Annotated in this window: 22 protein-coding genes; 11 read left to right on the plus strand and 11 right to left on the minus strand. The window is 73.8% G+C overall.

What is annotated here, in order from left to right:
• Positions 1-24 precede the first annotated feature (24 nt).
• Positions 25-1023 (minus strand): zinc-dependent alcohol dehydrogenase family protein, encoded by a 999-nt coding sequence (locus tag ACFTXQ_RS08580; protein ID WP_382637137.1) that lies wholly within the window; start codon positions 1021-1023, stop codon positions 25-27.
• A gap of 146 nt (positions 1024-1169) precedes the next feature.
• On the opposite strand from ACFTXQ_RS08580, the gene ACFTXQ_RS08585 reads away from it, so the two are divergent.
• Positions 1170-1538: an ArsR/SmtB family transcription factor gene (locus ACFTXQ_RS08585; protein WP_382637139.1), complete on the plus strand. Its 369-nt coding sequence runs from the start codon at positions 1170-1172 to the stop codon at positions 1536-1538.
• Positions 1539-1640: 102 nt separating this feature from the next.
• Here ACFTXQ_RS08585 and ACFTXQ_RS08590 read toward each other — a convergent pair whose 3' ends face one another.
• On the minus strand, positions 1641-2615 hold the full coding sequence (locus ACFTXQ_RS08590) for an NAD(P)-dependent alcohol dehydrogenase (protein WP_382637141.1): 975 nt from the start codon (positions 2613-2615) through the stop codon (positions 1641-1643).
• Positions 2616-2748: 133 nt separating this feature from the next.
• On the minus strand, positions 2749-3048 hold the full coding sequence (locus ACFTXQ_RS08595; RefSeq protein WP_382637143.1) for a hypothetical protein: 300 nt from the start codon (positions 3046-3048) through the stop codon (positions 2749-2751).
• Between the two features lie 126 nt (positions 3049-3174).
• Here ACFTXQ_RS08595 and ACFTXQ_RS08600 point away from each other — a divergent pair, with 126 nt between their 5' ends.
• Together ACFTXQ_RS08600 and ACFTXQ_RS08605 are read left to right on the plus strand one after the other, a co-directional pair.
• Positions 3175-3915 (plus strand): PP2C family protein-serine/threonine phosphatase, encoded by a 741-nt coding sequence (locus ACFTXQ_RS08600; RefSeq protein ID WP_382637145.1) that lies wholly within the window; start codon positions 3175-3177, stop codon positions 3913-3915.
• A 165-nt stretch (positions 3916-4080) separates the two neighbouring features.
• A complete protein-coding gene (locus ACFTXQ_RS08605) occupies positions 4081-5508 on the plus strand; it encodes a family 2B encapsulin nanocompartment shell protein (protein WP_382637149.1) in 1428 nt (475 codons plus the stop codon).
• Between the two features lie 5 nt (positions 5509-5513).
• On the opposite strand, the gene ACFTXQ_RS08610 is transcribed toward ACFTXQ_RS08605, so the two are convergent.
• Both ACFTXQ_RS08610 and ACFTXQ_RS08615 read right to left on the minus strand, forming a co-directional pair.
• Positions 5514-9620: a hypothetical protein gene (locus tag ACFTXQ_RS08610; protein ID WP_382637152.1), complete on the minus strand. Its 4107-nt coding sequence runs from the start codon at positions 9618-9620 to the stop codon at positions 5514-5516.
• 499 nt (positions 9621-10119) lie between these two features.
• Positions 10120-10533, minus strand: coding sequence for a nuclear transport factor 2 family protein (locus ACFTXQ_RS08615; RefSeq protein WP_382637155.1), 414 nt, complete (start codon positions 10531-10533; stop codon positions 10120-10122).
• Positions 10534-10620: 87 nt separating this feature from the next.
• On the opposite strand from ACFTXQ_RS08615, the gene ACFTXQ_RS08620 reads away from it, so the two are divergent.
• The 3 genes from ACFTXQ_RS08620 to ACFTXQ_RS08630 are packed head-to-tail and all read left to right on the plus strand — an operon-like array spanning position 10621 to position 12642.
• Entirely contained in the window at positions 10621-11190 is a 570-nt protein-coding gene (locus ACFTXQ_RS08620; protein ID WP_382637157.1) for a PadR family transcriptional regulator, read from the plus strand.
• Positions 11177-11974, plus strand: a complete 798-nt coding sequence (locus tag ACFTXQ_RS08625; protein WP_382637160.1) for an SGNH/GDSL hydrolase family protein — start codon at positions 11177-11179, stop codon at positions 11972-11974. The genes ACFTXQ_RS08620 and ACFTXQ_RS08625 overlap by 14 nt, the downstream gene beginning before the upstream one ends.
• Positions 11975-11976: 2 nt before the next feature.
• Positions 11977-12642, plus strand: coding sequence for a formylglycine-generating enzyme family protein (locus ACFTXQ_RS08630; protein WP_382637404.1), 666 nt, complete (start codon positions 11977-11979; stop codon positions 12640-12642).
• A 23-nt stretch (positions 12643-12665) separates the two neighbouring features.
• On the opposite strand, the gene ACFTXQ_RS08635 is transcribed toward ACFTXQ_RS08630, so the two are convergent.
• The 3 genes from ACFTXQ_RS08635 to ACFTXQ_RS08645 all read right to left on the minus strand — a co-directional run bounded on the left by ACFTXQ_RS08635 (position 12666) and on the right by ACFTXQ_RS08645 (position 18959).
• Positions 12666-15815 carry an amidohydrolase family protein gene (locus ACFTXQ_RS08635; RefSeq protein WP_382637163.1) on the minus strand — a complete coding sequence of 1050 codons (3150 nt, stop codon included), beginning with the start codon at positions 15813-15815 and terminating at the stop codon, positions 12666-12668.
• A 96-nt stretch (positions 15816-15911) separates the two neighbouring features.
• The gene (locus ACFTXQ_RS08640) at positions 15912-18254 is read right to left on the minus strand and encodes a sensor histidine kinase (protein ID WP_382637166.1); all 2343 of its coding nucleotides are present in this window, start codon (positions 18252-18254) and stop codon (positions 15912-15914) included.
• 60 nt (positions 18255-18314) lie between these two features.
• The gene (locus tag ACFTXQ_RS08645) at positions 18315-18959 is read right to left on the minus strand and encodes a response regulator (RefSeq protein ID WP_382637168.1); all 645 of its coding nucleotides are present in this window, start codon (positions 18957-18959) and stop codon (positions 18315-18317) included.
• Between the two features lie 150 nt (positions 18960-19109).
• Between ACFTXQ_RS08645 and ACFTXQ_RS08650 the strand changes: the two genes are divergently transcribed.
• Positions 19110-20006: a sigma-70 family RNA polymerase sigma factor gene (locus tag ACFTXQ_RS08650; RefSeq protein WP_382637170.1), complete on the plus strand. Its 897-nt coding sequence runs from the start codon at positions 19110-19112 to the stop codon at positions 20004-20006.
• 22 nt (positions 20007-20028) lie between these two features.
• Here ACFTXQ_RS08650 and ACFTXQ_RS08655 read toward each other — a convergent pair whose 3' ends face one another.
• Positions 20029-20631 (minus strand): DUF1877 family protein, encoded by a 603-nt coding sequence (locus ACFTXQ_RS08655; RefSeq protein ID WP_382637173.1) that lies wholly within the window; start codon positions 20629-20631, stop codon positions 20029-20031.
• Between the two features lie 167 nt (positions 20632-20798).
• Between ACFTXQ_RS08655 and ACFTXQ_RS08660 the strand changes: the two genes are divergently transcribed.
• The gene (locus ACFTXQ_RS08660; RefSeq protein ID WP_382637175.1) at positions 20799-21992 is read left to right on the plus strand and encodes an MFS transporter; all 1194 of its coding nucleotides are present in this window, start codon (positions 20799-20801) and stop codon (positions 21990-21992) included.
• Between the two features lie 197 nt (positions 21993-22189).
• Complete coding sequence (locus ACFTXQ_RS08665) at positions 22190-22585, plus strand: PPOX class F420-dependent oxidoreductase (protein ID WP_382637178.1); 396 nt, start codon at positions 22190-22192, stop codon at positions 22583-22585.
• A 37-nt stretch (positions 22586-22622) separates the two neighbouring features.
• On the opposite strand, the gene ACFTXQ_RS08670 is transcribed toward ACFTXQ_RS08665, so the two are convergent.
• The gene (locus ACFTXQ_RS08670) at positions 22623-22964 is read right to left on the minus strand and encodes a MazG-like family protein (RefSeq protein WP_382637181.1); all 342 of its coding nucleotides are present in this window, start codon (positions 22962-22964) and stop codon (positions 22623-22625) included.
• 417 nt (positions 22965-23381) lie between these two features.
• On the opposite strand from ACFTXQ_RS08670, the gene ACFTXQ_RS08675 reads away from it, so the two are divergent.
• Together ACFTXQ_RS08675 and ACFTXQ_RS08680 are read left to right on the plus strand one after the other, a co-directional pair.
• Entirely contained in the window at positions 23382-25391 is a 2010-nt protein-coding gene (locus ACFTXQ_RS08675; RefSeq protein WP_382637184.1) for an RICIN domain-containing protein, read from the plus strand.
• Positions 25392-25480: 89 nt separating this feature from the next.
• Positions 25481-26095 carry a hypothetical protein gene (locus ACFTXQ_RS08680; protein ID WP_382637187.1) on the plus strand — a complete coding sequence of 205 codons (615 nt, stop codon included), beginning with the start codon at positions 25481-25483 and terminating at the stop codon, positions 26093-26095.
• Here the strand turns inward: ACFTXQ_RS08680 and ACFTXQ_RS08685 are convergent.
• Positions 26092-26754 carry a hypothetical protein gene (locus tag ACFTXQ_RS08685; RefSeq protein ID WP_382637190.1) on the minus strand — a complete coding sequence of 221 codons (663 nt, stop codon included), beginning with the start codon at positions 26752-26754 and terminating at the stop codon, positions 26092-26094. The two genes, ACFTXQ_RS08680 and ACFTXQ_RS08685, sit on opposite strands and share 4 nt — an antisense overlap.
• Between the last annotated feature and the right edge of the window lie 43 nt (positions 26755-26797).

Consider the following 26797-nt stretch of genomic DNA (forward strand, 5'->3'; position numbering starts at 1 on the left):
CCGCGCGTTCCACGGCGGCGGGCCTCAGTGCTCCACGGCGACGACGATCTTGCCCACTTGGGCGCCGGCCTCCATGTAGCGGTGCGCTTCGACGATCTCCTCCAGGCCGAAGACACGGTCCACGACGGGCCGGAAGGCGCCGGTGCGCAGGCCGGAGGAGACGAACGCCTCCGCGCGGCGCAGCCGCCGCGGATCGGTGGTCGTCTCCAGGGCGGTGTAGGTGCGCATGTTCAGTGCGGGCATGCCGAGTTCGAACCCCGGGTAGGGGGTGACCTCGCCGCTCAGCGCCCCGTACACCAGGAGCGTGCCGCCCGGGGCGACCGCCCGGGCCAGGTCGACCACGCCGGGGCCGGCGACGGCGTCGAAGACGAATTCGGCGCCCCGCCCTCCCGTCAGGGCGAGCACGCGCGGCGCGACGGGCCCCTCGTCGGTGACGATCACCTCGGCGGCCCCCGCGTCGAGCAGTGCCTCCCTCTTGGCGCGGGTACGGGTGGTGGCGATGGGCACGGCTCCGACGCGGTGGGCGACCTGAATGGCGGCCAGGCCCACGCTGCTGGAGGCGGCGGTCAGCACCACCGTGTCCCCGGCGCCCATTCCGCCGACCTCCACCAGGGCCCCGTAGGCCGTCAGGTACGGCATCCAGACCGCCGCGCCGGCGACCGCATCGAGGCCGTCGGGACGGCGCAGCACAGCGGAGGCGGGGACGATCGCGCGCTCGGCGTAGACGCCGTAGTCGTTCATCGAGAACCCGGGGACGACGCTGACCTCCTGGCCGGCCTCGAATCCCGTCACCCGCGCGCCGACGGCCTCGACGACACCGGCGGCCTCGGCGCCGAGCCGGGAGGGGAACTCCTTGACCGGCTCGATGTAGTTGCCGCTGCGGAAGAGGGCCTCGGCGCGGTTGACGCCGATCGCGTCCACCCGTATCAGCAGCTCGTCGGGGCCCGGTGCGCCGACCTCCACCTCGTCCAGCCGCAGTACGTCCGGTCCGCCGAGTTCATGGAACCGCACTGTCCTCACCATCGCGCCCCGCCCTTCCGATCCGGTGACGGCGACGCGCAGCACGCGCCGCCGCGGCCACTCAATCCGAAAGTACGTCAGCTGTCAAACTTTGACACTGCTCGTACTTTGATGGACGCCGTACGATGGGAGCGGGAGGTCGAGGATCAATGGCGACGACGGCAGCACGGCGAGAGGGACGGGACGGACGGGACGGGCGGGACCGCCGGGACCGGGTTCCGCCCCACCCGGACATGCGGACGATCGGCCTCCAGCAGGTGCTCGAAGCCTTGGTGGACCCCGTGCGCCGGCGGATCGCCGGCGAGCTCTACGCCGCCGGCGAGGACCTCAGCTGCGGCACGATCGAGCTGCCGGTCAGCAAGTCCACCGCCACCCACCACTTCCACGTGCTGCGCGAGGCCGGGCTCATCCGCCAGTACTACGTCGGCACCTCGCGCATGAACGCGCTGCGCCGCGAGGAGTTCGAGGAGGCCTTCCCGGGGCTCCTCGACGCGCTGTTGGCCGGGCGCGAGCCGTAGCCGGGCCCGGCATCGGCGTCGGCATCGGCCTGTGGAGCAGCCTGCCCCGCGGCCTCGGCGCCCAGGGTGGCCGCCCGCCGCGCCGGGTCGCAGCCGCCCGCGTCACACGGTGATGACGACCTTCGCGCGGGCGTGTTCCACCTCGACGTACCGGATGGCCTCGGGCGCTTCGTCCAGCGGGTAGGTCCGGTCGATGACGGGGGTGACCTGCCCCGTCTCGGCGAACTCCCGCAGGGTCGCCAGGTTCTCCCGCTTCGGTGTCGCCGTGAGGACCAGCAGCCGCTGGCTGACGAAGGGCGCCAGGAGCGGGCCCCGGATGATGAGGCCCATCGGTCCGAAGAGGCTGCCGCCGCCGGAGGTTCCGCCGCCGGACAGCACGAGCGTTCCCGCGGGGGTCAGGGCGCGTCGGCAGTCGGCCAGCGAGCGGTTCCCGACGAGGTCGAAGACGACGTCGTACCGGTGCCCGTTGCGCGCGAAGTCCTCGCCGGTGTAGTCGACGACCCGGTCCGCGCCGAGCTCCCGGACCAGGTCCGCGTTCCTCGTGCTGCACACGCCGGTCACCTCGGCGCCGAGCGCCTTGGCGATCTGCACGGCGAAGGTGCCGACGCCCCCTGACGCGCCGTTGACCAGGACGCGCTGCCCGGCCTCCACGTGCGCCAGGTCGCGCAGGCCCATGAGGGCGGTGTTGCCGGCCAGCGGCACCGCGGCCGCCTGTTCGAAGGTCAGGGCGGCCGGCTTCGGCTCCACGGACCCCTCCGGAGCGCACACGTACTCGGCGAAGGCGCCGTCCGCCTCGCCGAACACCTCGTCGCCGGGGCGGAAGCGCGTCACCAGCCGGCCCACCGCCTCCACGCGGCCCGCGAAGTCCGTGCCGCGGATCCTCTCCTTCGGTCTGCCGAGGCCGAGCACCAGGCGTGCCACGTACGGGTCCCCGCGCATGAGGTGCCAGTCGCGGGCGTTGACCGAGGCGGCGTGGACCCGTACGAGCACCTCGCCGTCGGCGGGCACCGGCCGGTCGACCTCCCGGATCTCCAGAACGTCCGGCGAGCCGTACCGGTCCTGCACCACTGCCTTCATCGGGCCTCCGCGCCAAGCGAGTTCGGTATCGCTCGCCACGGTAGGCGAGCGGCCCGGGCGCGGAAATCCGGGACAACCCCTAGGTGTGCGGGCGCGCGGACCCGTCCGGTCGGCGGATCACGAGGTCGCCGGATCACGGCTCCAGGTGGCTGAACCCCACCTCGAAGCGTTCCACCGAGACGATGCGCTGCCCCTCCCGCTGTGCGACCTCCTCCCGGATCCGGGCGGTCTGCTCCTCGCTCGCCAGCATGGACTGTTCGTCGTCCCACAAGGTCAGCGATTTGGCCCGGCCGGTGGCGCGGTCGACGAAGTAGTAGACGCCGAGGAACCCGGGCACCCCCTGTACCTGCTTGACGATCTCCGCCGAATTGCGGCTCAGGTCTCCCTCCGGTGGAACGGGTGACCCCTGGTAGGTGCTCAGCCTCGCGAACATCGCTGCCCATCCCTTCCTGCCCGGCTGCCGGTCGGGCCGCCCTCGGTCGGGAGGGGCGGTTCCCATCCCAGCGTGCTCCGGCGGGCGGCGGGTCGCATGCCGAGCCCGCGGCGCGACAATGGTGGGGTGGCGTACATAGCCGTGACCGCCCTGAGCCACGTCGGACTGGTCCGCGAGCAGAACGAGGACAGCCTCGTCGTCGGACCGTGGACCCTGTGCGGGACCGTGACCGAGAACCCGCAGACCCTGGTGTTCCGGCTCGGCAAACCGCTGGTCGTGGCGGTCGCCGACGGGCTGGGCGGGCAGCCGGCCGGGGAGGTGGCCAGTGCGCTGGTCGTCCGCCAGCTCGCCGCGGCCGGTCCTTCGCTGGATGACGCGGAGGCCCTCGGCGAGGCCCTGGACCTGTGCAACCGTGTGGTGCATTCGGCGGCAGACGGCCGCCCGGAGCTCACCGGCATGGGGACGACGGTCGCCGGCGCGGTCGTCCTGGAGGACTCCCTGTTGGCCTTCAACATCGGCGACAGCAAGGTGTTCGACGCGGGCCGGGACGGGCTCCGCCAGGTGAGCGTGGACGACAGCCCGCCGCCGGTGCCGCCCCGGCGCACCACCTCGCTCGTCACGCAGACCCTCGGCGGCACCCGCGGGCTGAGCTCCGTCCACCCCCATGTGGCGACCTTCCCGCTGGCCACGGGCGACCGCTACCTGGTGTGCAGTGACGGGCTGACGGACCCGCTGCCCGACGACGCCATCGACGAGCTGCTGCGCCTCCACGACGACGGCAGGGCGGCCTTCGAGCTGTGGAAGGCGGCCATCGCGGCCGGCGGCCCCGACAACATCACGCTCGCACTGGTGCGCATCGGCGCCTAGTGCCGGGCTGCGCGACCGACACGCCGACCCGAGAGGGCGGGATTAGGCCATCCGGTCCAACCGCAGGAGCGCCTTCGGCCTAATGGGACCACGCTGCGTTAGGCCTAGACACGGAGAGTGAGGAAGGGTCCGCTCGTGGCCCGCTTTCCGAAAGTGAGGTAGTCCATGTCGATCGGGACCGAAGCGGGTGCCGCGACCGAAGCGGCGGAACGCGATCAAGCGCAGCACAGCCTCAGCACGGCGGCCGCGCGGAATCTGGCGACCACCACCAAGTCCGAACCCCAGATGCAGGGCATCAGCTCCCGCTGGCTGCTTCGCAAGCTGCCGTGGACGCACACCCCCGGCGGCGTCTACCGCGTCAACCGCCGCCTGTCGTACGTCGTCGGCGACGGCCGCGTGAGCTTCGTCAAGAGCGGCTCCAAGGTCCAGGTCATCCCCGCCGAGCTCACGGAACTGCCCCTGCTGCGGGGGTTCGACGACCCGCACGCGCTGGGTGCGCTCGCCGAGAAGTTCGTACAGAAGGAGTACGAACCCGGGCAGGTGATCGTGCACGCGGGCAAGAAGGCCGATCACGTCTTCCTCATCGCGCACGGCAAGGTCGAGAAGGTCGCGGCCGGCAAGTACGGCGACGAGAACGTCCTCGGGCGGCTCGGCGACGGGGACACCTTCGGCGGGCACACCCTCGCCGGGTCGAACGGCGCCACGTGGGACTACAGCGCCCGCGCCGCGACCGCCGTCACGGTGCTGAGCCTCCCCCACGCCGCGTACAAGGCGGTCGCGGACCGGTTCGAGCACCTGCGCGCCCACGTGGCCGGCGTGGACGGCGCCTCCAACGGCTTCAAGACCAACAGGCACGGCGAGAAGGCCATCGAGCTCAGCGCCGGCCACGTCGGCGAGGCCCGCCTCCCGGGCGCCTTCGCCGACTACGAACTCAAGCCGCGCGAGTACGAACTGAGCGTCGCCCAGACCGTGCTGCGCGTGCACAGCCGGGTCGCCGACCTCTACAACCACCCGATGAACCAGACCGAGCAGCAATTGCGGCTCACCGTGCAGGAACTGAGGGAGCGGCAGGAGTACGAGCTCGTCAACAACCCGGAGTTCGGGCTGCTCCACAACACCGACTACGACCAGCGCATCCAGACCCACTGCGGGCCGCCGACCCCGGACGACTTCGACGACCTGATCAGCATGCGGCGCGGCACCCAGTACATCTTCGCGCACCCCAAGGCCATCGCCGCCTTCGGCAAGCAGTGCAACAAGCTCGGGCTCGCCCTCGCCACCGTGGACGTCGACGGGCACCCCGTCCCCGCCTGGCGCGGGATCCCGATCCTGCCCTGCGGCAAGATCCCCATCACCGAGCAGCACACCTCCTCGATCTTCGCGGTGCGCACGGGCGAGGACAACGAGGGCGTGATCGGCCTGTACCAGACGGGTCTGCCGGACGAGTTGGAGCCGGGGCTCAACGTCCGGTTCATGGGCATCGACGAGCGGGCGATCATCTCCTACCTCGTCACCGCCTACTACTCGGCGGCCGTGCTCGTCCCGGACGCGATCGGCATCCTGGAGAACGTCGAGGTCCGGCCGCGTGCGTGAGCGGCTCACCGCCTCCGCGTGTCGGTCCAGGCCCGGGCGAAGAGCTCGTGGGCGGGGACCGGGGGCAGGAGGCGGGTGAACGGCCCGCGGAGCTCCGAGGCTCCGGCCGCGTCGGCCAGGTGCGTGGCGAGCTTGGCGGATTCGAGCGGGAGGTGGGGGGCCTTGAGCTCCGTCCACGGGCCGGGGACGAAGGCCGTGCGCCCCGCCCTGGCCCGGCGGCCGGTCTCCACCGCGCCCGCCGCCACCAGCTCCGCCTGGGCCGCCTTGTGCCGGGCGGGCGTCCAGCCGTTCCAGCGGCGGACGTTGCGGTCGGTGGGGCGGGCCAGGGAGAGGAGTTGCAGGTAGAGGGCGGCCGCGTCCGGGCCGACCGCGAGGGCTTCGCCCACCTCGGCCACCAGACCCGGGACGCTGAGGGCCGGGTTGAGTTCGTACCCTCCCGGCGGAACCGGTGTGCCGGCCGCGCGGGCGAGCATCCGGGCCGGACCGTCGCCGCGGACCGCCGCGATCCGGCGGACGGCCGCCAGCAGCCCGGGCAGGCCCAGGGTCCCGCACAGGTGCTCGGCCCGGTCCACCCTGTCGGGGTCCGCGAGGGCGGCGGGCCTCAGGAACACGTCGCGGCCGGGCACGGAGACCACGAACAGGCCGTCGTCGTAGGCCGTGGACGGCACGGTTTCCTCGCGGTAGAGCGGTTCCGGGCAGGGCAGCACCGTGCCCTGGTACGGGGTGAAGGCGGGGTCATCGGGGACGGCGCGGCCCAGTTCGTAGTGCCAGCCGAGCGGGATCAGCGTCCCCGGGTCGTCCAGCCGGGCCCGCAGGGCGGCGTGGAGGGCGGCCGCGCCGGCCGCCGCCGGGTCGCCGACCGGACGCTCCGTCAGCGCCCAGGCCACGATCGACGCCGGGGCCGCGTGCACGGGATGCTGCACGAACACCTGGCGGCCGGCGCTGCCGTCGGGCTCGACGCCGTGGACCGCGAGGCCGCCGTTCCTGACGCCGACCAGGACGTTGCCGGCGGCCGGGACGAGGCGCGCCGCCGCTGCCGGTCCGCCGGCCAGGGCGCGGGCCCAGGCGTCGCCCAGGCCCAGGTCCGCCTCCAGCTCGGCGGCCAGTTCCTCGTCGACGTGGTCCGTGGTGCCGAGGAGGCGCGCCCATGCAGCGGCCATCCGTTCGGCCGCCGCGGTCATGCCGCCCTGCTCCCACAGCTCCGCCGGGTCCTCGGGCACGCCCGCGGCGAGCACCGAGCGGCGCCCGGCCTCGCCGAGGCGGTGGCAGAGGTCGCCGTACTCCCGGGCCATGGTCTTGTTCGCCTTGTACGGGGCTGCGCGCAGGGCCTTGAGGTGCTCGTCGTGGTCCTGGCGCCGGGGCAGCCCGCCGAGCACCAGGGCGGCGATCGGACGCCGGACGCCCGTCCGCGCCGAGAAGCGGTTCACGGCCTCGTCGGACAGCGGGAGCGGTCCGTGCCGCTCCAGCAGTTCCAGCAGCCGGGGCAGCCGTACGGCGTCGTCGCGGACGATGACGAAGCTCGCGGGGTCGGCGTCGGCGGCGGGGTCGCCGGCGGGACGCACCGACCGGGCCGGGGCGCCCCGTCCGGTCTCCGGCGCCGTGCGCCAACGGCCTCCCCGTTCGGCGAAGGGCTGGGCGCTCCAGGTCTCCAGCAGGGCTGCCAGCGCCGCTCGTTCCTCCTCGGCGGTGCTACCGACGGATGCCCGCCAGGCCACCGCGTCGATCCCGCCGAGCAGCGCGGCCCACGGCGCGGGGGCCGCGGGCAGGGCCAGCCGCCTGGTCTCGTCGTCGATCTCGCCCCGCAGGAACCGGCCGTCCGCCGCGATCGCCGTCAGCGTCGCGGGGTGGGGGCCCGGCACGTACGCCCCGTACGGGCGGACCTCGGGCAGCAGCCCGCCCAGCGCGGGCGCCAGGACGGAGTCCGGGACGGGTGCGCCGATCCGCACCACCGGTCCCGAACGCATGATGCCCACGCGCCGGGAGAGCTCCTCGCGGCGCCGCCGGACATCGGCGGCGAGCAGCGCGGCCCGTACGACCCCGTCGGCCACGCGCGGCTCGGTCACCTCGGGCAGCAGGCGGGCGACTTCGTCCCGGACGTCCTGCTCTGCCGTGCCGGCCCGCCCGGCCGCGTCGAGGAGCGCGCGGACGGTGTCCTCCCCCACCGCGCGCAGCGCCTTGGAGGAGGCCTCACAGCGCGCACTGAGGAAGTGCCAGTACGCGGGCGGCGGCACGGGGCCGACGCCGTGGCCGGACCGCCGCCTGGCCCGCTCCCGGTCGGCGCCGGGGAAGCCGTGCGCCTCCCACAGGAGCGAGCCGTCCTCGGCGGCGTGGCAGCGGATGGCCGCCTCTCCCGCGAGGACGGCCTCCTCGCCGCCCTGCGGCATGCGGACGATGCCCCAGGGGCGGCGGCCCCAGCGCTCGCTGCGGTAGCGGGCGCGGCGGCCGTCGATGCCCTCCAGCAGGAACTCGGTCGGCGAGGGGCCCGCGTACGGCGTGCGGTAGAGGACCCGGCAGCCGACGAGGTCGCCGACCTGGCCGAGGGGTGAGGCGGGCGCGCCCGCGGGCAGGGCCGCCAGGGTCGACTGGTCGCCGAAGACGGCCATCCCGGGCGGGACTTCGGCCAGCCGGTGGAAGTCGGGCAGGGTGCCGTCGGTGCCGCGCCGCCCCGTCACGGGGTCGACGCGTGCCCAGGGGTCACCCGATGCGAAGACCTCGGAGCTCCAGATGCGGGCGCCGTCGCTCATCTGGAAGTCGTGGTGGAAGATGCCGTCCCGGTCGCCGGGGCGCAGCACCCGGTCCCCGTCGTGGCGGCCGCTGCCGTCGGGCGTCTCGAACTGGTACCCGAGCCCGCCCTGGATGCTCCCGGCGTACGGACGCAGGCCGAACCTCTGCTGCGGTTCGAAGACCTCGTCGGGGTCGGCGGACCAGAAGGCGTGGCGTCCGAAGGAGTCCCCTGGCTCGGTCGTCCAGCTCACCAGGAACTGTCCGCCCGCGAAGTGGACGACGTGGTGGGTGGTGTCCTCGGGCAGCCGGAAGGCGTACGCGGCGCGCACGCCGCCCGGGTCGACGGCGACGGCCTTGGTCCGCCCGTACAGGGTCAGGACGGGCCAGGTGCAGGTCACCCCCGCGACCTCGTCGGGGGCGAAGTCCGCCAGGGCCCGCTCCAGGGCCGGCCAGCCCAGTTCCTCCGGGAGCCCGGCCCGCAGGGTCCGGGTCAGGGAGCCGGTCGGGTCCAGGCCGGCCAGTGCCTCGTCGATGCCGTCCAGGGCGGTGGCCGTGGGCAGGTCCAGCAGGGTGCGCAGGGCGTCCACGGCCTCGTCCGCCGCGGCCAGCCCGCCGCCCGCCAGGGCGCCGAGGAGGCTCTCGATGCGGGTGTGCACCTCGGCGGCGATGCCCGGGTTCTCCGGGAGCCGGGTGATCGCCGTGCCGCCGCCGCGCAGTCCGGCGTGCACGGTGCCCTCCAGGCGCCGCCCGAACACCGGGTCCGCCGCGAGGGCCTTGAGGTCGCGCCGTGACTGCGCGCCCCGGAAGCTCAGCCGTACCGCCTCGCCCGGGTCGGTCACGGTCAGGCCTTCGGCCAGGCAGAGGTCGAGGAGGTCGGCGTCCAGCCCCGGGTAGCGCCAGCGGTCCTCGTGCAGGCGCAGCGGCGTGCCCGCCGCGCGCAGCCGGGGGGCGAACCGGGCGACGAGGTCGAAGAGTTCCGGCGGCATCGGCTGGCGCATCACCCCGCCGTAGGGCACCCGGCGGTGGGAGTAGGCGCGGGTGTACCGCCCGAGCCAGGCGGCGATCCCGCCCTCCGGGGTGATCCGCCCGGCCGCCACCGCGTCGGCCGCGCCGGAGCGCAGCAGGAGCCGCAGCCAGGCCGCGGCGTCGTTGCGCGTCTCCGGGAACACCTCGACCAGGCGGGCGTTGACCTCGTCGTCCTGCGGGTGGTCGGCCAGCAGCGCGGCGACCGCGTCGAGCAGGGTGTCCGGTACGGCCTTCCCGCGCGCCGCGGCGGTCGCCCCGGCCAGCACCCGGGCCTCCTCGGCCGGGCCGAGGCCGGCGGCGCGCGCCGAGGCGCGGACCCGCGGGCCAGGTCGGCGGGCAGTTCCCCGGGCGAGCCCGCCCACGCGGTGAGGACGCGTACGTACTCCTCGTGCGCGTCGGCGGGCTCCAGCTCGGCGGCGAGCCATGCCTGGTGCCCGCTCAGCTCCTTGACGGGCAGCGCCCCGGCGCCGGCGAGGAGCAGTACGTTCCCCCGCCGCCAGGCCCGGTCCACGGGCAGCGCGTGCTCCCGCTCGGCCGTGCGGGCCAGGGTGTACGCCCGGCCTGCCGTCCGCAGGTCCCAGGAGAGGAGCCGGTGGGCCACCGTGTCCCAGTACCAGGGCAGATGGGCCGGCGGCAGCGGGCGGGCGAGGCCCGCCAGCGCGTCCAGGGCGCGGCCCGCCTTCGGGTACGCCCGGGAGATGCGGTCGCGCGCTTCGGCGAGCAGGCCGAGCGCGGCGCTCTCCGCACCCGGCTCGTGCGCCCGCGCCCAGTCCGCATACGCCTCCGACGTGCCGGGATCCGTCGGGAGAGGGACAGGAAGGTTCATGCCTGTGATCCTGGCACGGACCACTGACATCCCCGTCAGGCGAGGCCGTCGGCGATCAGGCCGGCGAGGACCGCCTCTCCCAGGGCGTGCACGGCGGACTGGGGGCGGACCATCACGGTGAACTCCTTGACGCGGCCGGTCTCGTCGAACTGCAGCAGGTCGATCCCGTGGATCTGCTTCCCGTTCACCGTGGCCCGGAACGGCAGGATCACCGACGGCGCGTCCGTCCCGTCCGCGCTGGTCTCGGCCGTGCCTTCGAGCCGGCCGAGGTAGCGGAGGTCCTCGAACGTGCGGAGCAGGACGCCGAAGAGTCCCAGCACCGCCGGCTTGCCTTCGAAGGGCGTGAACTTCACCGGGCTGTAGAGGCGGACGTCCTCGGTGAACAGGTCCTCCAGTGCTCCGAGTTCGCGCTTCTCCACGGCGGTGCGGAAGCGTTCGGCAGTCTCCATGACCCCTCCTGATACTCAAGAATATGACTAGTCAGTTTCATGAGTATGATGCAGTCGCGGACGAGGAACGGGAAGGGGGCCGCTGCGATGGCCTTGAGACACGCCGTGCTGGCTGCGCTGCTCGACGGCGAGTACAGCGGCTACGAGTTGGCGAAGTCGTTCGACCTCGGCGTCGCCAACTTCTGGCACGCCCTGCCCCAGCAGCTGTACGCCGAGCTGGCCAAGCTGGAGAAGGAGGGCCTGGTGGCGGGACGGCAAGTGGTGCAGGAGACCCGCCCCAACAAGCGGCTCTTCCAGGTCACCGCGGCCGGCCGGGCCGAGCTGGAACGGTTCGCCGCGGCCCCCTCGAAACCCACGTTCATCCGCGACGACCTCCTCGTCAAAGTCCAGACGGCCGACCGCATCGGCATCGGCCCCGTGATCCAGCAGCTCGAAGAACGGGCGGCCGCGGCCGACGCAAAGATCGAACTCCTCGGCAAGGTGCTGCGGAACATGCGCGGCGAGACCGACGAGGAGGAGTACCTGCTCCGGGGCGAAGGGATCGGGGGCTACCTGACGGGTCTGCGCGGCCTGGCCTTCGAGCAGGGCCACCGGGACTGGTGCCTGCGGAGCGCGGCGATCCTCAGAGAGAGGCAGAGCACTCATGTCGAACGGTGAATACCTGCGCTACGTCGCCCTGGGCGACAGCCAGACGGAGGGAATGGGCGACGGCGACGACCTCGTGGGCCTGCGCGGCTTCGCCGACCGGCTCGCCGAACACCTCGCGGCCGCCAACCCCGGCCTGCTGTACGCGAATCTGGCGGTACGGGGCCGCGTGAGCGCCCAGGTCCTCGACGAGCAGCTGGAGCCCGCGCTGGCCCTGCGCCCCGACCTGGCCACCGTGGTCGCCGGGGTCAACGACCTGCTCCGGCCCCGGTTCGACGCCGCGGAGACGGCCGGGCGGCTGGAGGAGATGTTCGCCGCGCTCACGGCGGCCGGGAGCCACGTGGTGACCGTGACCTTCCCCGACGTGGGCGAGATCGCGCCCCTGGCCCGGCCCCTCAGTGCCCGCGTGTCCGATCTCAACGACCACATCCGCGCCGCGGCCGACCGGCACGGGGTCACCGTCGCCGAGACCGGCCGGCCGGCCGTCTCCACCGATCCGCGGCTGTGGAGCCCGGACCGGCTGCACGCCAGTCCCCTGGGGCACGAGCGGATCGCCGCCGCCCTCGCCCACGCCCTGGGGCTGCCCGGCAGCAGCGACGCCTGGACCCGGCCGCTGCCCCCGCTGCCGCCGGCCCCGTCGGGCGTGCGGGCCGCCGGCGCCGAACTGCGCTGGGCGGCCGCGTTCCTCGGCCCCTGGCTCGGCCGCAGGCTCCGCGGCCGCTCCTCCGGCGACGGCCGCACCGCCAAGCGCCCGCAGCTCCTGCCCGTGACCCCGTACCCGGTGGAGACCCGATGAGGATGGTTTCCGTACCGGCCGGACGGGTGACGCTGTCCGACCGGCGGACGCAGCGCAGTTGGAAGGTCGCGCTCGCCCCCTACGACCTCGCGGCGGTCCCCGTCACGCAGGAACTGTACGCGCGGGTCACCGGCTTGCGGCCGAGTACCGCCCAGGGGGACCGGCTGCCGGTCGAGGGCGTCTCGTGGTGGGACGCGGTCCGGTTCTGCAACGCCCTTTCCCTGCGCGAGGGGTTGACGGCCGCCTACCGCATCGACGGCGACGGCGACGGCGACGAGCCTGCCGTGGAGTGGGACGGGTCCGCCGACGGGTACCGGCTGCCGACCGAGGCCGAGTGGGAGCATGCCTGCCGAGCCGGTACGAGCGGCCCGCACTACGGGCCGCTCGACGAGATCGCCTGGTACCGCGACAACGCACAGGAGTCGGTCCACGAAGTGGGCGCCAAGCTGCCCAACCCGTGGGGCCTACACGACATGCTCGGCAACGTGTGGGACTGGTGCTGGGACGTCTACGACGCCGAGGTGTACGGCGGTTACCGGGTGCTGCGCGGCGGCGGCTGGTTCGACGAGCACTGGAGCTGCCGGGCCTCGGCGCGGCGGCGCAGCCACCCCACCTTCCGCGTGGACGACGTCGGGTTCCGCCTGGCGCGCAGCCGGCCGCAGGGGTAGCCGTACGCCGTCACCGTCACCGTTCAGGCCGGGCCGCCCCGGTGGTCGGTGCCGGTGCAGCAGCCGTCCCGCAGCATCTGGCGGAGCACGGCCCGCCAGTCGGGCGCCGCGGCCGCCGGTGCGGCCGCATGGGCGAAGGTTCCTTCCAGGGCGGCGCGTTCCCGGAGGGTGCCGCCGCGCACGGTGGCCCGTACGCGGACCAGGTCGGCGAAGTCGGCGAAGGGATCCCCGTCGACGAGGGTGAGGTCAGCGATCCGGCCCGGCTCGACCGTGCCGAGGTGCTCCGCGACGCCGAACACGCGGGCAGGGGTGCGGGTGGCGGTGGTCAGCGCCTCGGCGGCGGTGAACCCGTACTGGTGCAGGGCGCGCAGGGACAGGTGGAGGTGCAGGCCGACGGGGGTGAGCGGCGCGTCGGTGCCGAGCGCCACCCGGCCGCCGCCCGCGAGGACGGCCCGGTAGGTGGCGACCTCCCGTTCCAGGGCCGCGCTCTGCTCGGCGCTCGGCGGCCGGGCGGCCGCGGCCCGTACGGCCGCCACGTCCCAGGGCGGCATCAGAGCGGTGACCCGGGCGTCTTCGGCGAGCGCCGGATCGGCTCCGATCAGCGGCAGGGCGCCGAAGGGCGTGGCGATGAGGTCGAAACCGCCGTGCGTGTACACCTCGACGGTGTCCTGGTAGGTGTGTCCGGCCGGGGTCGCTCCGTGACCGTACTCGGCGCGCTCGGTGGCCACCAGATGGGTGGTCAGGTCCTGGCCCGCCTGGATGCCGGGGGCGCACAGGTGGGATCCGGCCAGCACTCCGAGCCGTTCGTGGGCGAAGCGGGCCGCGTCCTCCATGTACGCGTACGGTGCACGGACGTACGTCTTGACGAAGTCCCAGTCCAGTGCGGCGGCCCGGGCCAGTGAGCGGGCGAATCCGGCGCGGGTGCGGTGGGCGCGTCCCATGCTGTAGGCGACCCGGGATCCGTCGAGGAGTTCGCCGCCCGCCAGCAGCCGGGGTGCGGCGAGCAGGCCGGCCCGGATGTCCTCGCGCAGCCGGGCCTGTTCGTAGGCGGAGCCGCCGAGGGAGACGGCGGTGGTGACGCCGTAGGCCAGGTGCAGCGCGCCCTGCCGGGCCCCGTAGGTGTACGGGTACGGGTGGACGTGCGCGTCCCACAGGCCCGGCAGGACCGTCCCGGCGGAGGCGTCCACGGTGCGCGCGGCGCGGCGGCCCGGCCGGTGGGGCTCGACGGCGGTGATCCTGCCGCCGCGGATGAGGACGTCGACGTCGGCGCGGGGCGGGGAGCCGGTGGCGTCCCAGAGGAGTCCGGCGTGCACGACGGTGTCGACGGGGGCGGGGCGGCGGTAGGTCAGCGTGAGCGGAACGGTACGGGGCGGTCCCGCGGGCGTTCCGTCGGCGTCGAGGGCGAGCAGCCGCAGCCGGGCGCAGGACTGGTAGAGCAGGGTGCGCGAGTCGCCGGACCAGGAGGGGTGGTCGGCGGGCTCCTCGGTGAGGAGGCGGGCGGGGCCCGCGGGGGTGCCGTCGGGGGTGACGGGCAGCAGCCAGAGGGCCGATTCGCCGACGCAGGCCAGGAAGCGGCCGTCGGGCGACCAGACGGGGCCGGAGGCGTAGCGGTCGGAGAGCGAGGCGTGCGGGGCGAGGGCGTGGAGCCGGGAGGAGCCGGTGGTGGTGTCGACGATCCGGATGAGGTTGTGGCCCTCGCGGAAGCGCCGGCTGAGCCGGTTGCGGTCGCAGAGGGCGAGGTGGCGGCCGTCGGGCGACCAGCTGGGCGGGCTGGGCAGACCTCCGCCGCCCAGCGCCTCGACCAGCGGGGTGTCCGCTCCGGTGGCGAGGTCGCGGACGTGGAGCCGTCCGGCCAGGTCGAGGGCGGCGAGCCGGGTGCCGTCCGGGGAGAGGGACCCGTAGACGCGGCCGCTCGGGGAGAGCACGCTCTCGGCGCCGCCGGTGAGTTCGCGGCGGCGTACGGTGTTGAGCCCGTCGCGGTCGTCGGTGTACACCAGGGCCCGGCCGTCCGGGGTCCACACCGGCCCCTGGACGTAGACGGTGTCGGGGGCCTGGAGGACCTTGCGGGGCGCTCCTCCGGTGACGGGCACGGTCCACAGGGCGCCCAGCGCGGCGAAGGCCACGGTGCGGCCGTCGGGCGACAGGCTGGGCAGGTGCAGGCCGAGCACGGGGCGGCTCCGCTCGGCCTCCAGTGCGTACTCCTTGACGCGGCGGGCGGGGCGGGGCAGTTCGAGGGTGGCGTCGAGGGGGATCTCGTACCCGACGGGGTCCCGGTGGGGGCGGATCACCCGGAAGCGGCCGTCGAGGGTGAGCAGCAGGCGCTCGTCGTCGATCCAGCGCGGGGGCGCCGGCGCGAGGTCCCCCGCGAGGGCGACGGGGCGGCCGTCGGCGTACAGGCTGTAGATCTCGGCCTTGCGGGCGCCGGGGGCGGCGGAGAGCCAGGCGGTGCGGCCGGCCGGGGAGAGCGCCGGGGAGTGCAGGCTGCCGTCGGTGGCGGTGTGTTCGGTCCGTACGGGCCCTGTCGCGTCGGCGGCCACGGAGGCGAGGGTGCGGGCGGTCAGGGTCTCCCCCGTGGGCGTGCCGCGGACGAACAGCACGCGGGAGCCGTCGGCCGACCAGACCGGGTCGAAGTCCTCCCAGGCGGCCTCCTGACCCGGACCGGCCTGCCCCGGCAGGCCCGTCAGGCGGCGGAGGCGGCCGTCGGTGACGCCGACGGTCCAGATCCGGTACGGGCTGCCCGCCACGGGATCGCCGCCGCGTTCGGAACAGAAGGCGAGGGTGCGGCCGTCGGGAGACCAGGCGGGCGCGCGGTGGTCGAAGGGGCCGTCGGTGAGCCGGCGCAGCCCGGTGCCGTCGGCGCGCATCAGCCAGATGTGGAAGGCCCCGCCCCGGTAGGCGCTCATCGCGACCAGGCTGCCGTCCGGGGAGAACACCGGGCGGCCCGGCTCCAGGTCGGGCGGGGTGAGCGGGGTGGCGGGCGAGCCGTCCGGGGGCAGCGACCAGAGGATGTTCTGCACCTCGGCGACGATGCGGCTGCCGTCGGCGGTGACGGTGGCCGCGCCGTTGGTGGCCCGGGTGAAGCGGAGCCTGACCGGGTGGCCGGATGCCGGCTCCGCGGCGCCGGGCCGGGGGGAGGCGGCCGCCGCCGCGGGGTGGCCGAGCCATGCCGTCATCGCGCCGGCCGATGCGGCCTGGAGAACCGTCCTGCGTGCAACCCGCATCCCACCACTCGCCTCGCGTCCCGGTGATCGCCCCGACTGCCCCGTCGGTCACCCAAACGACCGGTACCCGGTTCGGGCAACGGCCGATCGCCCGGATCCGGACAGAGGAGAGCCGGGTCCGGGACGTGGGTCCCGAACCCGGCGGTGGAGCGGCCCGTCTCCGGTCAGGAGGTGTAGAGCCACCACTTGTGCTGTTCGTACGTGCAGGAGTAGTGCCGCCCGTGTCCCTGCGACTGGCCCTTCTTTCCCGCGCTCTTGCAGGAGCTCTCGCTGGAGTACGGGCCGTGCTTGCCGGCGGGCCGGTGCTGCTGCACCGACACTGCGGCGGTGTCCTGTTGCGGGGCCGCGGTCGCGGCCGGGCCCGCCACGAGCAGTCCGGCGATGGCCAGGGCGGCCACCGGTGCGATGCGAGCGATCTTTGCGTACATGATGGGTTCCTCTTCCTTGCGGGTTTCCCGAGCCCGTTCGGGCTCGGACCATCAACGTACGAACGCCCGTGTCCCGGGCGCGGGCGTCCTCGGGGATCCCGGCGCTGTTGTCGCGGACCTCCAGGGTCACGGCCTCGGGCGTCAGGACCACCAGGGTGTGGGCGTGGTCGGCCTGCGCGTGGCGGACCACGTTGTTCAGGGCCTCCGCGGTGATCCGGTAGAGGGCGACCTCCACCGCCGCGGGGAGGCCGGGGAACGGTTCGGGTTCGAGGCTGACGCCGATGTGCACGGTGCGACCCAGGTGTTCGGCGAGCTGGCGCAGTGCGCGGGGCAGGTCGGCGCCGTCGAGGGCGGGGGGCGCCAGGCCGCCGGTGATGTGGCGCAGTTCGTCGATGGCGTGCCCGATCCCCTCGGAGACGGTGGCGAGCGAGGCGGTGGCCCTGCTTCCGGGCGCCATGGCCGCTCGGGCCGCGTCGACCTGGAGGCGCAGGCCGGACAGGGCCGGGCCGAGGCCGTCGTGCAGGTCGTGGCGCAGCCGGCGCCGTTCCTCCTCGCGGGCCAGGACGATCTGTTCGCGGCTCGTCTGGAGGTCCTCGTAGAGCTGGAGGGAGGCGATGGCCGGCGCGCTGTGGTCGGCGAGGATCCGTACGGCCTCGCGGTCCTGCTGGTCGAGGGCGAGTTCGCCCTCGCGCGGGGGGACGTGCAGGTGGCCGATGTCGTTGTCGCGGTACACCAGGGGGAAGGCCTCGTCGGAGCTGCCGGGCGTGCCCAGGCGGGCCAGTTCGCGGTCGCCGTGCCGGGTGCGCAGCACGAGGCGGGCGCCCGGCAGCCTGAGGGTGTGCACGACCGTGTCGCAGAGCAGCCGGGGCATGTCGCCGGGGTCGAGTGCGTGGCTGAGCCGGTCGGCGAGTTCACGCACGGCCTGGTAGGGCTGGGCGCGTTCGCCGTAGTAGTAGCGGTCGACCATACGGGCGGCCCGGCGCGCGGTGGGCCGCAGCAGGGCGCCGATGAGCAGCGTGAAGCAGGCCATCAGGGCGGCCTCGGGGGTGAGGGAGCCGGGCGCGAACCAGGAGAGGGCGAAGGCGCCGCCCGCGTAGGCCATGAAGAGGACGAAGGTGAGCACGAAGGCGGTCAGGATGCGGCGTCCCGCGCGGTCCAGGGCCCAGGTGCGTTCGCGGACGTGGACGTATCCGACGGTCGCGGGCCAGGCCGCGGCGGCGAGGTAGAGGGAGATGACCTTGAGGCCCTCGGAGGCGTCGGTGAACGTGTAGATGCAGAGCACGGCGATCCAGACGCCGTAGGGCACGGTCAGGATCGCGTAGGGGCGCTCGGAGTTCGGGGAGCGGGGCCAGCGGACCGCCATGATGAGCACGCCGATGCCGATGAGCGTCAACGGGACCCCGTACGTGGCGGCGGGCGTGTCCATCCACGGGGTCAGCAGGGCGTCCACGCGGGCCCAGCCGCCGCTCGCGAGGGGGGTGGGGAGCCCGTAGTAGGTGTAGCCCGGGTTCGTGAAGGTGTGGAACTGCTGGGCCGCGCTGATGACGGCGGCGCCCACCGCGTAGGGCAGGCCCCAGCCGCGGGGGAAGCGGCCGGTGGGCAGCCACAACGGCATGGGATAGATGATGACGCCGATGAGGGTGTAGGCGACCATCGCCAGGACGATCGCCGCGGTGAAGACGTGCGGGCCCGCTCCGGACATGACGGCGATCAGCGGCACCACCTGGGACAGGGCCAGGGCGCAGCCGGAGCAGAGCAGGAGCCCGCCCAGGGCGCGCGCGGTGCGGCGGGCGGCGAAGACCATGCCGGCCAGGGCGATCCCGAGGCCGAGCAGGACGGTGTTGGCGGCGATGTGCACGCTGACGGTGCGCAGGGCCGGATGGCCGAGGTGGGTGAGGGTGAGCACGGCCCAGGTGATGCCGGAGAGCATGGTGAGGACGCAGACGGCGTAGGCGGGCAGCATCTCGGGCCCGGAGCGGGGGGCGGCGCTCGCTGGTGTCCCCTGCGCGGTGTGGGCGACGGGTCAGCCCTCGTCGTCCAGGGCACCGAGGCCCACGTCCCGGGCTCTGGCCACGGCTTCGGCGCGGGAGGTGACCTGGAGCTTCTCGAAGACGTGCGTGATGTGGTTGCGGACCGTCTTCTCGGACAGCACGAGTTCGCGGGCGATGCGCCGGTTGTCGTGGCCGCGGGCGATCAGCTCCAGCACCTCGACCTCGCGGGAGGTCAGGGAGGGGAAGAGCTGCTCGGCGTCGCGCCGGTGGCCGCCGGAGAGGAGGGCGGAGAGGCGGGCGGCGATGTCCGAGCCGATGACGGCGCCGCCCGCGGCGACCGTGCGCAGTGCGTGCAGGACCTCGTCGCAGCCGGCGCCCTTGACGACGTAGCCGCGGGCGCCGGCCTGGAGCGCGGCGAGGAGGCTGCCGTCGTCGTCGGACATGGTGAGCATGAGGACCGGGAGGCCGGGGTGGGAGAGGGCGAGGCGGCGGGTGGCCTCGATGCCGGAGACGTCGGGAAGGGAGAGGTCCATCACGACCACGTCCGGGCTGTGCCGGTCCACGGCGTCCGCGACCTCGCCGCCCGTCTCGGCCTCGGCCACCACGACGGCGCCCTCGGTGCTCTCCAGGGCGGCCTTCAACCCCTCCCGGAACAGGGGATGGTCATCGACGATCAAGACACGCGGAACGGTTCGGTCTTCTTCGCGCACGCACGGACACTATCAGTAACCGATCATCACCATGGGCAACGGGGCCGCGACCGTTGCCCCCGTCGGTTAGGGTCCGAAACGGTACTGACGGGGAAGCGGGACACGGGGGCGTAACAGGTGAGCGAGAAGGACCTTCTGGCGCGGCGCTTCGAGGAACACCGCCCCCATCTGCGGGCGGTGGCCTACCGGATGCTGGGATCGCTCAGCGAGGCGGAGGACGCCGTCCAGGAGGCCTGGTTCAAGCTCGGCCGCTCGGACGCGGACGAGGTGCGGAACCTGGGCGGCTGGCTTACCACGGTGGTGGGCCGGGTCTGCCTGGACATGCTGCGCTCGCGCACCACGCGGCGCGAGGATCCCCTGCACGACCGGGACGGGCAGGTCCGCCTCCCCGACCCGATCGTCAGCAGGGCGGACGGCCTCGATCCCGAGCAGGAGATCCTCCTCGCCGACTCCGTCGGCATCGCCCTGATGGTGGTCCTGGAGACCCTCTCCCCCGCGGAGCGCCTCGCGTTCGTCCTGCACGACATGTTCTCGGTGTCCTTCGACGAGATCGCATCCGTCCTCGGCCGTACGGCGGCCACGACCCGGCAGCTCGCCAGCCGTGCCCGGCGCCGGGTCCAGGGCGCGGCGCCCGCTCCCGACGCCGATCCGGCCCTGATGCGTACGGTCGTCGAGGCTTTCCTGGCCGCCGCCCGCGGCGGGGACTTCGACGCCCTGGTCGCCCTCCTCGACCCGGAGATCGTGGCGCGCTCCGACGGCGGCACGCTGCTTCCCGGCGTCCTGCGGCGCGGCGCGGCCGACGTCGCCTCCCAGGCGATCGCCTTCGCCCGGTTCGCGGAGGCCGGCCGGCCGGTCCTGGTCAACGGCACCCCCGGCGTGGCCGCCCTGTCGGCCGAGGGCCGGCTGGTCTCGGTCATGGCGTTCACCATCCGGGACGGCAGGATCACCGCGCTCGACATCCTCACCGACCCGGAACGGCTCGCGCGCATCGACCCGGGCGTGCTCGAAGGCTGAGCGGCCGTCAGCGGCGCCGGTGTCAGGAGATCTCCTTGACGACGGCGTTCCCGGCCGCCGCGGCGCGCGCGTAGAAGCCCCGCACGCCTTCCAGGCTCTCGGCGAGGGAACCGTCTTCGATCATGCTCATGACCTTGACGCTCCCGTCGGGCTGTCCGACGCTCATGCGGAAGGAGTACACGCCCGCCTCCTCGACCAGCCCGGCGCGCTCCCGGATCAGGGCGTGGACGTCCACCGTGCTCAGGAAGTCGTGGGCGGCGCGCACCTCGGCGGGCATCAGCAGCCGGGGGTTGTCGAGGCGCGCGCCCTCCTCGACGAGGGGCAGGCCGCCCATCACCACGTCCCGAGCGGGTGCCGGGCCGCAGGGCGTGGGGTGTTCGTCCTGGTCGTGTTCCCGGCAGCCGGTCAGCAGCACGTGCAGACCGTCCCAGTTGCGGCGGATGTCGTCGTTCTCCTCGACGAACTCCAGCCGGGGCGGCCCGCCGGGGGCGCGCCCGCCCTCGTCTCCGGCGATGCCGAGCCCCTCGTTCCACGCCTCCCACAGCCGGCTCCGGCCCGCCCGGGCTCCGTCGGGATGACGCAGCAGCTCCTCGACCGCGGCCGCGTCGTGCCGCGACAACGTCATCCAGAAACCCATTGCGCCCCCTGCCGGTATCGCGGTGCGGTCGTACGGTCTGCCGCCCGCGTGGGCCAGTTTCGCGGAGGCACTCCTCCCCCGCGCAGGCGGGGGCGGCGGCGCGCCGCGCACGTCGGGCCGGGTCCGGGGTGCTGTGCGGGGATACGGTCGGCGGCATGGACGGTGATCGCCCGGGGTGGCGCCAGTGTTTGCTCAGCGGGGCGGTGTTCGCCGTGTGCATGGCCGGCACCACGCTGCCGACCCCCCTCTACGGCCTCTACCAGGAGAAGTTCGGCTTCGACGAGCTGATGGTGACCGTGGTGTACGCCGTGTACGCCTTCGGGGTCATCGGCGTGCTGCTGCTGGCCGGCAACGCCTCGGACGCCGTGGGCAGGCGGCCGGTGCTGCTGGCGGGCCTGGGTTTCGCGGCGGCGAGCGCCGTCTGCTTCCTGTGCGCCACCGGGCTGGGCTGGCTGTACGCGGGGCGGCTGCTGTCGGGGCTGTCCGCCGGCCTGTTCACCGGGGCCGCCACCGCGTACGTGATGGAGCTGGCCCCGCGCGGCGGCGCTTCCCGGGCCACGTTCGTGGCGACGGCCGCGAACATGGGCGGGCTGGGCTGCGGTCCGCTGCTCGCCGGAACCCTCGCGCAGTACGCCGCATGGCCGCTGTACCTGCCGTTCGCCGTCCACCTCGCGCTGGTGGCCGGCTCGGCCGCCGCCTTGGTGCGGCTTCCGGAGACGGTGCGGGAGCGGCGGCCGCTGAGCACCGTACGGCCTCAGCGGCCCGGGCTGCCGCCGCAGGTGCGGCCGGTCTTCGGGGCGGCGGCGACCGCCTCGTTCGTGGGGTTCGCGCTGTTCGGGGTGTTCACGTCGGTCAGCCCGGCGTTCCTCGCGGAGTCCCTGGACGTGCACAACCGCGCGGTGAGCGGGCTGGTCGTCGCGCTGGCGTTCTTCGCCTCGACCGCCGGGCAGCTGGCGGTGGGCCGGGTCGGGGTGGGGCGCTCGCTGCCGCTGGGCTGCGCCGGACTGTTCGCCGGGCTGGCACTGCTCGCGGGGGCGCTGGTGTGGGAGCTGCTGCCACTGGTGGTGCTGAGCGCGCTGGTCGGCGGGGGCGGGCAGGGGCTGGCGTTCCGCGGGGCGCTGTCCGCGGTGGCCGCGGCCTCCCCCGCGGACCGGCGGGCTGCGGTGATCTCGACGCTGTTCGTGGTGGCGTACGCGGGCATCTCGGTGCCGGTGATCGGGGTGGGCGTGCTGGTGGGCCCGCTCGGACTGGAGGGCGCGGGGCTGGTGTTCATCGCCTGCATGGCGGCGCTGGTCACATCGGCGGCCCTCTACCTGCTCCGCCGTCCGGTACGGTCCGCCGAGGCCTGAGCCCCGGAGCCGGGACGGCGTCGCGTTCTTGTCCCCGTGCTCCAGTCACACAAGGAGGCGCGTGCGGCGCGGGGATGTGCAGGGCGTGCGGTGAACACGGCGGATGAGCGCGTACGGTCGCGGCGGGAAGGAATCGGCCCTCGCATCCGTTCTGCACGAGTGATCAACTCATGCATGCCCGACGGAAGGGTGAAGCTGTGTCAGCGACGTTCGACGAGGAGACGCGCAAGCTGCTGGACGGGAGGAACTTCGCCGTCGTCGCGACGCTGAACCGGGACGGCGCGCCACAGACCTCGGTGGTCTGGATCGCGCGGGACGGAGACACGGTGCTGTTCTCCACCACGGCTGGGCGCCAGAAGGCGCGCAACCTCACCCGGGACCCACGGGTCAGCCTCACTCTCTACGACGCCGAGAACCCGTACCGGTCCATAGACATCCGCGGCACGGTCGAACTGGTCGAGGACCCGGAGAAGTCGCTGCCGCGCCGGCTCTCGCACAAGTACCTCGGCCAGGACCCGCCGACCGAGTCGGACGAGGTGCTCCGGCTCATCGTCCGGGTGACGCCGCAGAAGGTCACCGGCTTCTCCGCCTGAGCCCCGCGACCGCCCGCGTCAGGCACGGGCGCGGTGGTCAGCTGCCGGTCTCCGCCGGTGGGGGCAGGAACTTGCCCGCCTTCAGGTGGAGCTGGCCGGCGAAGTAGGCCGCCGCGTCCGGACGCATCCGGGCGAGGGCGACCATGCCGGTGATGATGACGTCGCACACCTCGTCGTGGACGTCCTCCCAGGAATGGGAGCGGCCCTTGCGGGGGTTGGTGCCCTTGGCCCCGATGACGGCCTGGGCCGCCTCGCCGAACTCCTCTCCGATCTTGAGCACTTGGAGCAGGTGGCTCTCCTCGGGATGGAGTCCCTGCTCGGCGTCGGCGGCGTCGAAGCGGTCGGCCAGGGCGCTGATGGTGTCCCACGGGGCGGTCACGGCGTGCGGTCCCTTCCTGTTCGGGCGGAGCCGGCACCCTATCGGGCCGGGCCCGGCGGCGCCTCCCTCACGGGTCGTGACGGAGGGAATTCGACAGGTAGTAATTAGATGAATCCCTGACTGAATTCCCGTCAACAGAGATACCACCCTTATCTCGATTTGATAACGACTACCTCCGCCAGGCCTGGACCAATGAAGAGTGACGCGCGTAACTGGCCTTGTTTTATTGATGGTTGAGAGTTCGTCAGATTTGGCGGACAGGTAACGGAACGATTTCTCGAACCGCGCTCCCCTTTGTCCGAATTCTTCGCCGCATTCGTCTGGCAGGCTTCCGCGCACCCACTCATCCGACATCGACTTGAGGTGCCCATGACAGGACGACGCAGACGGCGTGAACACCGCCGCAAACCGCGGCGGTTGATACTCGTCACCGCCGCCATGGCCACGGCGGCGGTGATCGCCGCCGGCATCGCCTACTCCGGCCTGGGCGACGGCGCGCAGGCCGTGTCCGTAGAAGCCGGCGCGGAGGCCGCCGCACCGGCCGCCGCGCCCGCCCGGGACCAGGAGCCCGAACCCCTCGCGAGCGCGCCCGCCAACGAGAGCGCGCGCGGCATGGTCTACGACGGCCTGGCCCCCGCCCCGAAGGGCGACCGGTGCGCCGGCGTCTACCGCACCGGCGCGGGACAGTGCACCCACGGCCCCGACGCCCCGCCCAAGGGCGTCGACATCACGAAGGACATCGAACCGGCCGTCAAGGCGTCGGCCCCGGCAGCCGATCCGGCCCGCGCCGCCGCCGACGACCCGGCGACCGCCGAGGGCGGCGGGCGTCCTCAGGACGCGCCCGCCGCCGACGCCGGCCGCACCGCCGACAAGGCCCCCGCACCCGCGCCCTCGGCCGCCGGCCAGGCCGTCGCCGCCGGCCCCGCGGGCCAGACCGTCCAGTGCGACGGCGACGGCAGCACCGGCAACCGCGTCCAGGTCGTGTACGTCCACGGGCCCGGCCGCGACCGCTACTCCGAGTACGTGGCCTCGTTCCGCAAGTGGGCCGCCGATGCCGACCTTATCTACGCGACGAGCGCCCAGGAGACCGGCGGGGTCCGCCACATCCGCTACGTGACGGCCGCCGACTGCACCCCGACCGTGCTCAACATCGAGCTCCCGGACTCCGCGCTGGCCGAGTTCAGCGCGACCAACTCCGCGCTCGCCGGCAAGGGCCTCGACCGCCGCGACCGCAAGTACATGATCTTCGCGGACACCCAGGTCTACTGCGGCATCGGCACCTTCAACGGCGACGAGCGTCCCGGCCAGACCAACCTCAGCAACTTCGGCCCCTCCTACGGCCGTACGGACTCCGGCTGCTGGGGCGGTCACACGGCGGCGCACGAACTGGGCCACAACCTGGGCGCGGTCAACAACAGCGCCCCGAACACCAGCCGTGGCGCGCACTGCACCGACGAGTGGGACGTCATGTGCTACTCGGACACCCCGTACTACCCGCAGATGCGCAACGTCTGCACCAACCAGGCGTCCGAGAACATCCTGGACTGCAACCACGACGACTACTTCAACACCAGCCCCAAGGCCGGCAGCTACCTGGCCACGCACTGGAACATCGCCGACAACCAGTTCCTGATGCGGAACAAGGGCGGGGGCGGCACCGACCCCGGTCCGAACCCGAACCCGAGTCCGACGCCGACCAAGAAGCCGACGCCCACGCCGACCAAGAAGCCGACCGGCGGACCGGCCGTGACGGCAGGTCAGATCCAGTCGGACTCCGTCGTCGTGAGCTGGCCCAAGGTCGAGGGCGCCGCCTGGTACCAGGTCCTGCTGAACGGCAAGCACCTGGCCTGGGTCCAGTCCCCGGTGCTGCGCGTCTACAACCTCCGGCCCGACACCTCGTACACGGTCGCCGTCTCCGTCCGTGACGGTGCCGGCCGGGACAGCGGCCCCGGCAAGGCCGCCACCTTCCGTACGAAGGGCACGGGCGGCGGAGCGACCACCACCCCCGGCACCCGCTACCTCCTCGGCAACGGCAGCACCGGCATGGCCGCCGAGGTCTGGGGCGGGCGCAGCGCCGACGGCACCGTGCTCGTCGGTGCCCGGTCCAACGGGTACGCCCAGCAGCAGTGGTTCTTCGACGACGCGGGCAACGGGCTGGTCCGCATCCGCTCCGCCGTCTCCGGCAAGTGCCTGCAGCCCGGCGGCGCCCCGGCCGCCGGCATGTGGGTCGCCCAGCAGCCCTGCGGCGGCGCCGGCGCACAGGCCTGGAAGCTGACTTCCCGCGGCAGCGCGGTGACGGTCACCGACCCGAGCGGCGGCTTCGCCCTGACCGTCAGCAGCCGCCCCTACTACGGGAACTGGCTGCTCGACCTCCAGCGCGCGGACGGCAGCCCGGCGCAGGTCTGGACCGTTCAGAAGGCCGGCTGACCTCGTCCAGCCCCTGAAGTCCCCTCCGGCGGACGGCCGCGTCACACGGCCGTCCGCCGGTCCCTCATCCCACCCGGAGCACCGCCACGATGCGCATACGAATCGCTGTCCAGGCCCTGTCGGCCGCAGTCGGCCTGATCCTGCTGTCCCCCGCCGCGGCGCACGCCCACGGCGACACCGTGAAGGTGGTGGTGACCGGGCAGCGGGCGGGCCACGTCACCGCCGACGTCACCTGGGAGAACGACGGGGACGCCGTCGAAGAGGCGGTCGCCGCCACCGTGAACGCGGTCAGCGGCGACGGCGCCCGCACGCTGGGGCCCTGGCGGCTGGTGCGGGACCCCGCCGCCGCACCGGCCGGCTGGACCACGGCCGAGGCCCTGCCGCCCGGCACCTGGAAGGTCGCCGTGGACGTGGGCTTCCCCTCGCTCGGGCACGGCGAACGCGAAGTCGGCGTACCGGTCGTGGACCCTGCGCCGGCCACCGGCACCCCGGATCCCCGACCCGCCACACCGTCGTCCTCGCCGTCCCAGGCGCCCACCCAGGCACCGGCACCCACCTCCGGAGCCTCCTCCGCAGCCTCCGCGGACCCCGCGGAGCCCGGGCCGGGGCCCGCAGTCTGGTGGACGACGGCGGGCGTGGCGGCGACGGCCCTGGCCGGCGCGGCCGTCGGTGTCCTGCTGCGCCGCCGCCGCGCGAACCGCTAGCCCACGAACTCCTCGTCCCCGTAGCGCACTTCGGCGGTGTTCCAGTCGACACCGAGGGCCGCCGTGAGCTTCCGGGCGAGGGGGAGGTCGGCCAGCGGGGCGATGAGGACGAGCCGGCCGTCGAGGGTGACCGAGCCGCCGCCCAGGCGTTCCCGGGCCTCGGGGTCGGCGACGAGGGCGTCGTGGAGGCGGGTCGGGCTGACGCCCCGGGCCTGGATCTCCACGGCGTCGGTGTCCGGCGAGTTGCGCGGCAGGCAGCGGAAGGTGAGCACCGATTCCTGGTGGTACTGCTTGCGGACGACGTCGGCGATGTGGCGCAGGCCCTCGGGGCCGACCCGGTTGACGTCGAACTCGCGCGAGCGCTCGTAGGTGGTCTGCTTCAGCTCGCCGGACCAGAAGACCCCGTCCAGCAGGGTCGAGGAACCGGGCTTCGCGCCGTGGGTGCGGATGATGTCGCGCACCTCGTGGTCGAAACGCGTCAGGCGGGTCTTCAGCCGCGGGTCCGCCGGGTCGGTGATGACCGCCGTGTTGTTCGTGGCGAAGATCTGCGCCGGGCAGCCCGGGGAGGACGCGGAGCTCGCCTGGGCGGTTCCCGTGCCGGCCGACCCCAGCGCCAGGACCCCGACCGCGACCAGGACCCTTAAATGCTGCTTCCTCATGCCTCAACTCCCTTTCCGGGGGCTCGTGGTGGTGTGGATCGAC

Source organism: Streptomyces sp. NPDC057010, assembly GCF_042673805.1.
GTDB lineage: Bacteria > Actinomycetota > Actinomycetes > Streptomycetales > Streptomycetaceae > Streptomyces.

Excerpts from the sequence above, each read along its gene's own strand:
- ACFTXQ_RS08605 (WP_382637149.1), top strand. The coding sequence starts at position 4,081 with ATGTCGATCGGGACCGAAGCGGGTGCCGCGACCGAAGCGGCGGAACGC.
- ACFTXQ_RS08635 (WP_382637163.1), bottom strand. The coding sequence starts at position 15,815 with ATGACGGCATGGCTCGGCCACCCCGCGGCGGCGGCCGCCTCCCCCCGG.
- ACFTXQ_RS08620 (WP_382637157.1), top strand. The coding sequence starts at position 10,621 with ATGGCCTTGAGACACGCCGTGCTGGCTGCGCTGCTCGACGGCGAGTAC.
- ACFTXQ_RS08585 (WP_382637139.1), top strand. The coding sequence starts at position 1,170 with ATGGCGACGACGGCAGCACGGCGAGAGGGACGGGACGGACGGGACGGG.
- ACFTXQ_RS08615 (WP_382637155.1), bottom strand. The coding sequence starts at position 10,533 with ATGGAGACTGCCGAACGCTTCCGCACCGCCGTGGAGAAGCGCGAACTC.
- ACFTXQ_RS08595 (WP_382637143.1), bottom strand. The coding sequence starts at position 3,048 with ATGTTCGCGAGGCTGAGCACCTACCAGGGGTCACCCGTTCCACCGGAG.
- ACFTXQ_RS08680 (WP_382637187.1), top strand. The coding sequence starts at position 25,481 with ATGCGCATACGAATCGCTGTCCAGGCCCTGTCGGCCGCAGTCGGCCTG.
- ACFTXQ_RS08640 (WP_382637166.1), bottom strand. The coding sequence starts at position 18,254 with ATGCTGCCCGCCTACGCCGTCTGCGTCCTCACCATGCTCTCCGGCATC.
- ACFTXQ_RS08625 (WP_382637160.1), top strand. The coding sequence starts at position 11,177 with ATGTCGAACGGTGAATACCTGCGCTACGTCGCCCTGGGCGACAGCCAG.
- ACFTXQ_RS08660 (WP_382637175.1), top strand. The coding sequence starts at position 20,799 with ATGGACGGTGATCGCCCGGGGTGGCGCCAGTGTTTGCTCAGCGGGGCG.
- ACFTXQ_RS08630 (WP_382637404.1), top strand. The coding sequence starts at position 11,977 with ATGGTTTCCGTACCGGCCGGACGGGTGACGCTGTCCGACCGGCGGACG.
- ACFTXQ_RS08655 (WP_382637173.1), bottom strand. The coding sequence starts at position 20,631 with ATGACGTTGTCGCGGCACGACGCGGCCGCGGTCGAGGAGCTGCTGCGT.
- ACFTXQ_RS08590 (WP_382637141.1), bottom strand. The coding sequence starts at position 2,615 with ATGAAGGCAGTGGTGCAGGACCGGTACGGCTCGCCGGACGTTCTGGAG.
- ACFTXQ_RS08580 (WP_382637137.1), bottom strand. The coding sequence starts at position 1,023 with ATGGTGAGGACAGTGCGGTTCCATGAACTCGGCGGACCGGACGTACTG.
- ACFTXQ_RS08685 (WP_382637190.1), bottom strand. The coding sequence starts at position 26,754 with ATGAGGAAGCAGCATTTAAGGGTCCTGGTCGCGGTCGGGGTCCTGGCG.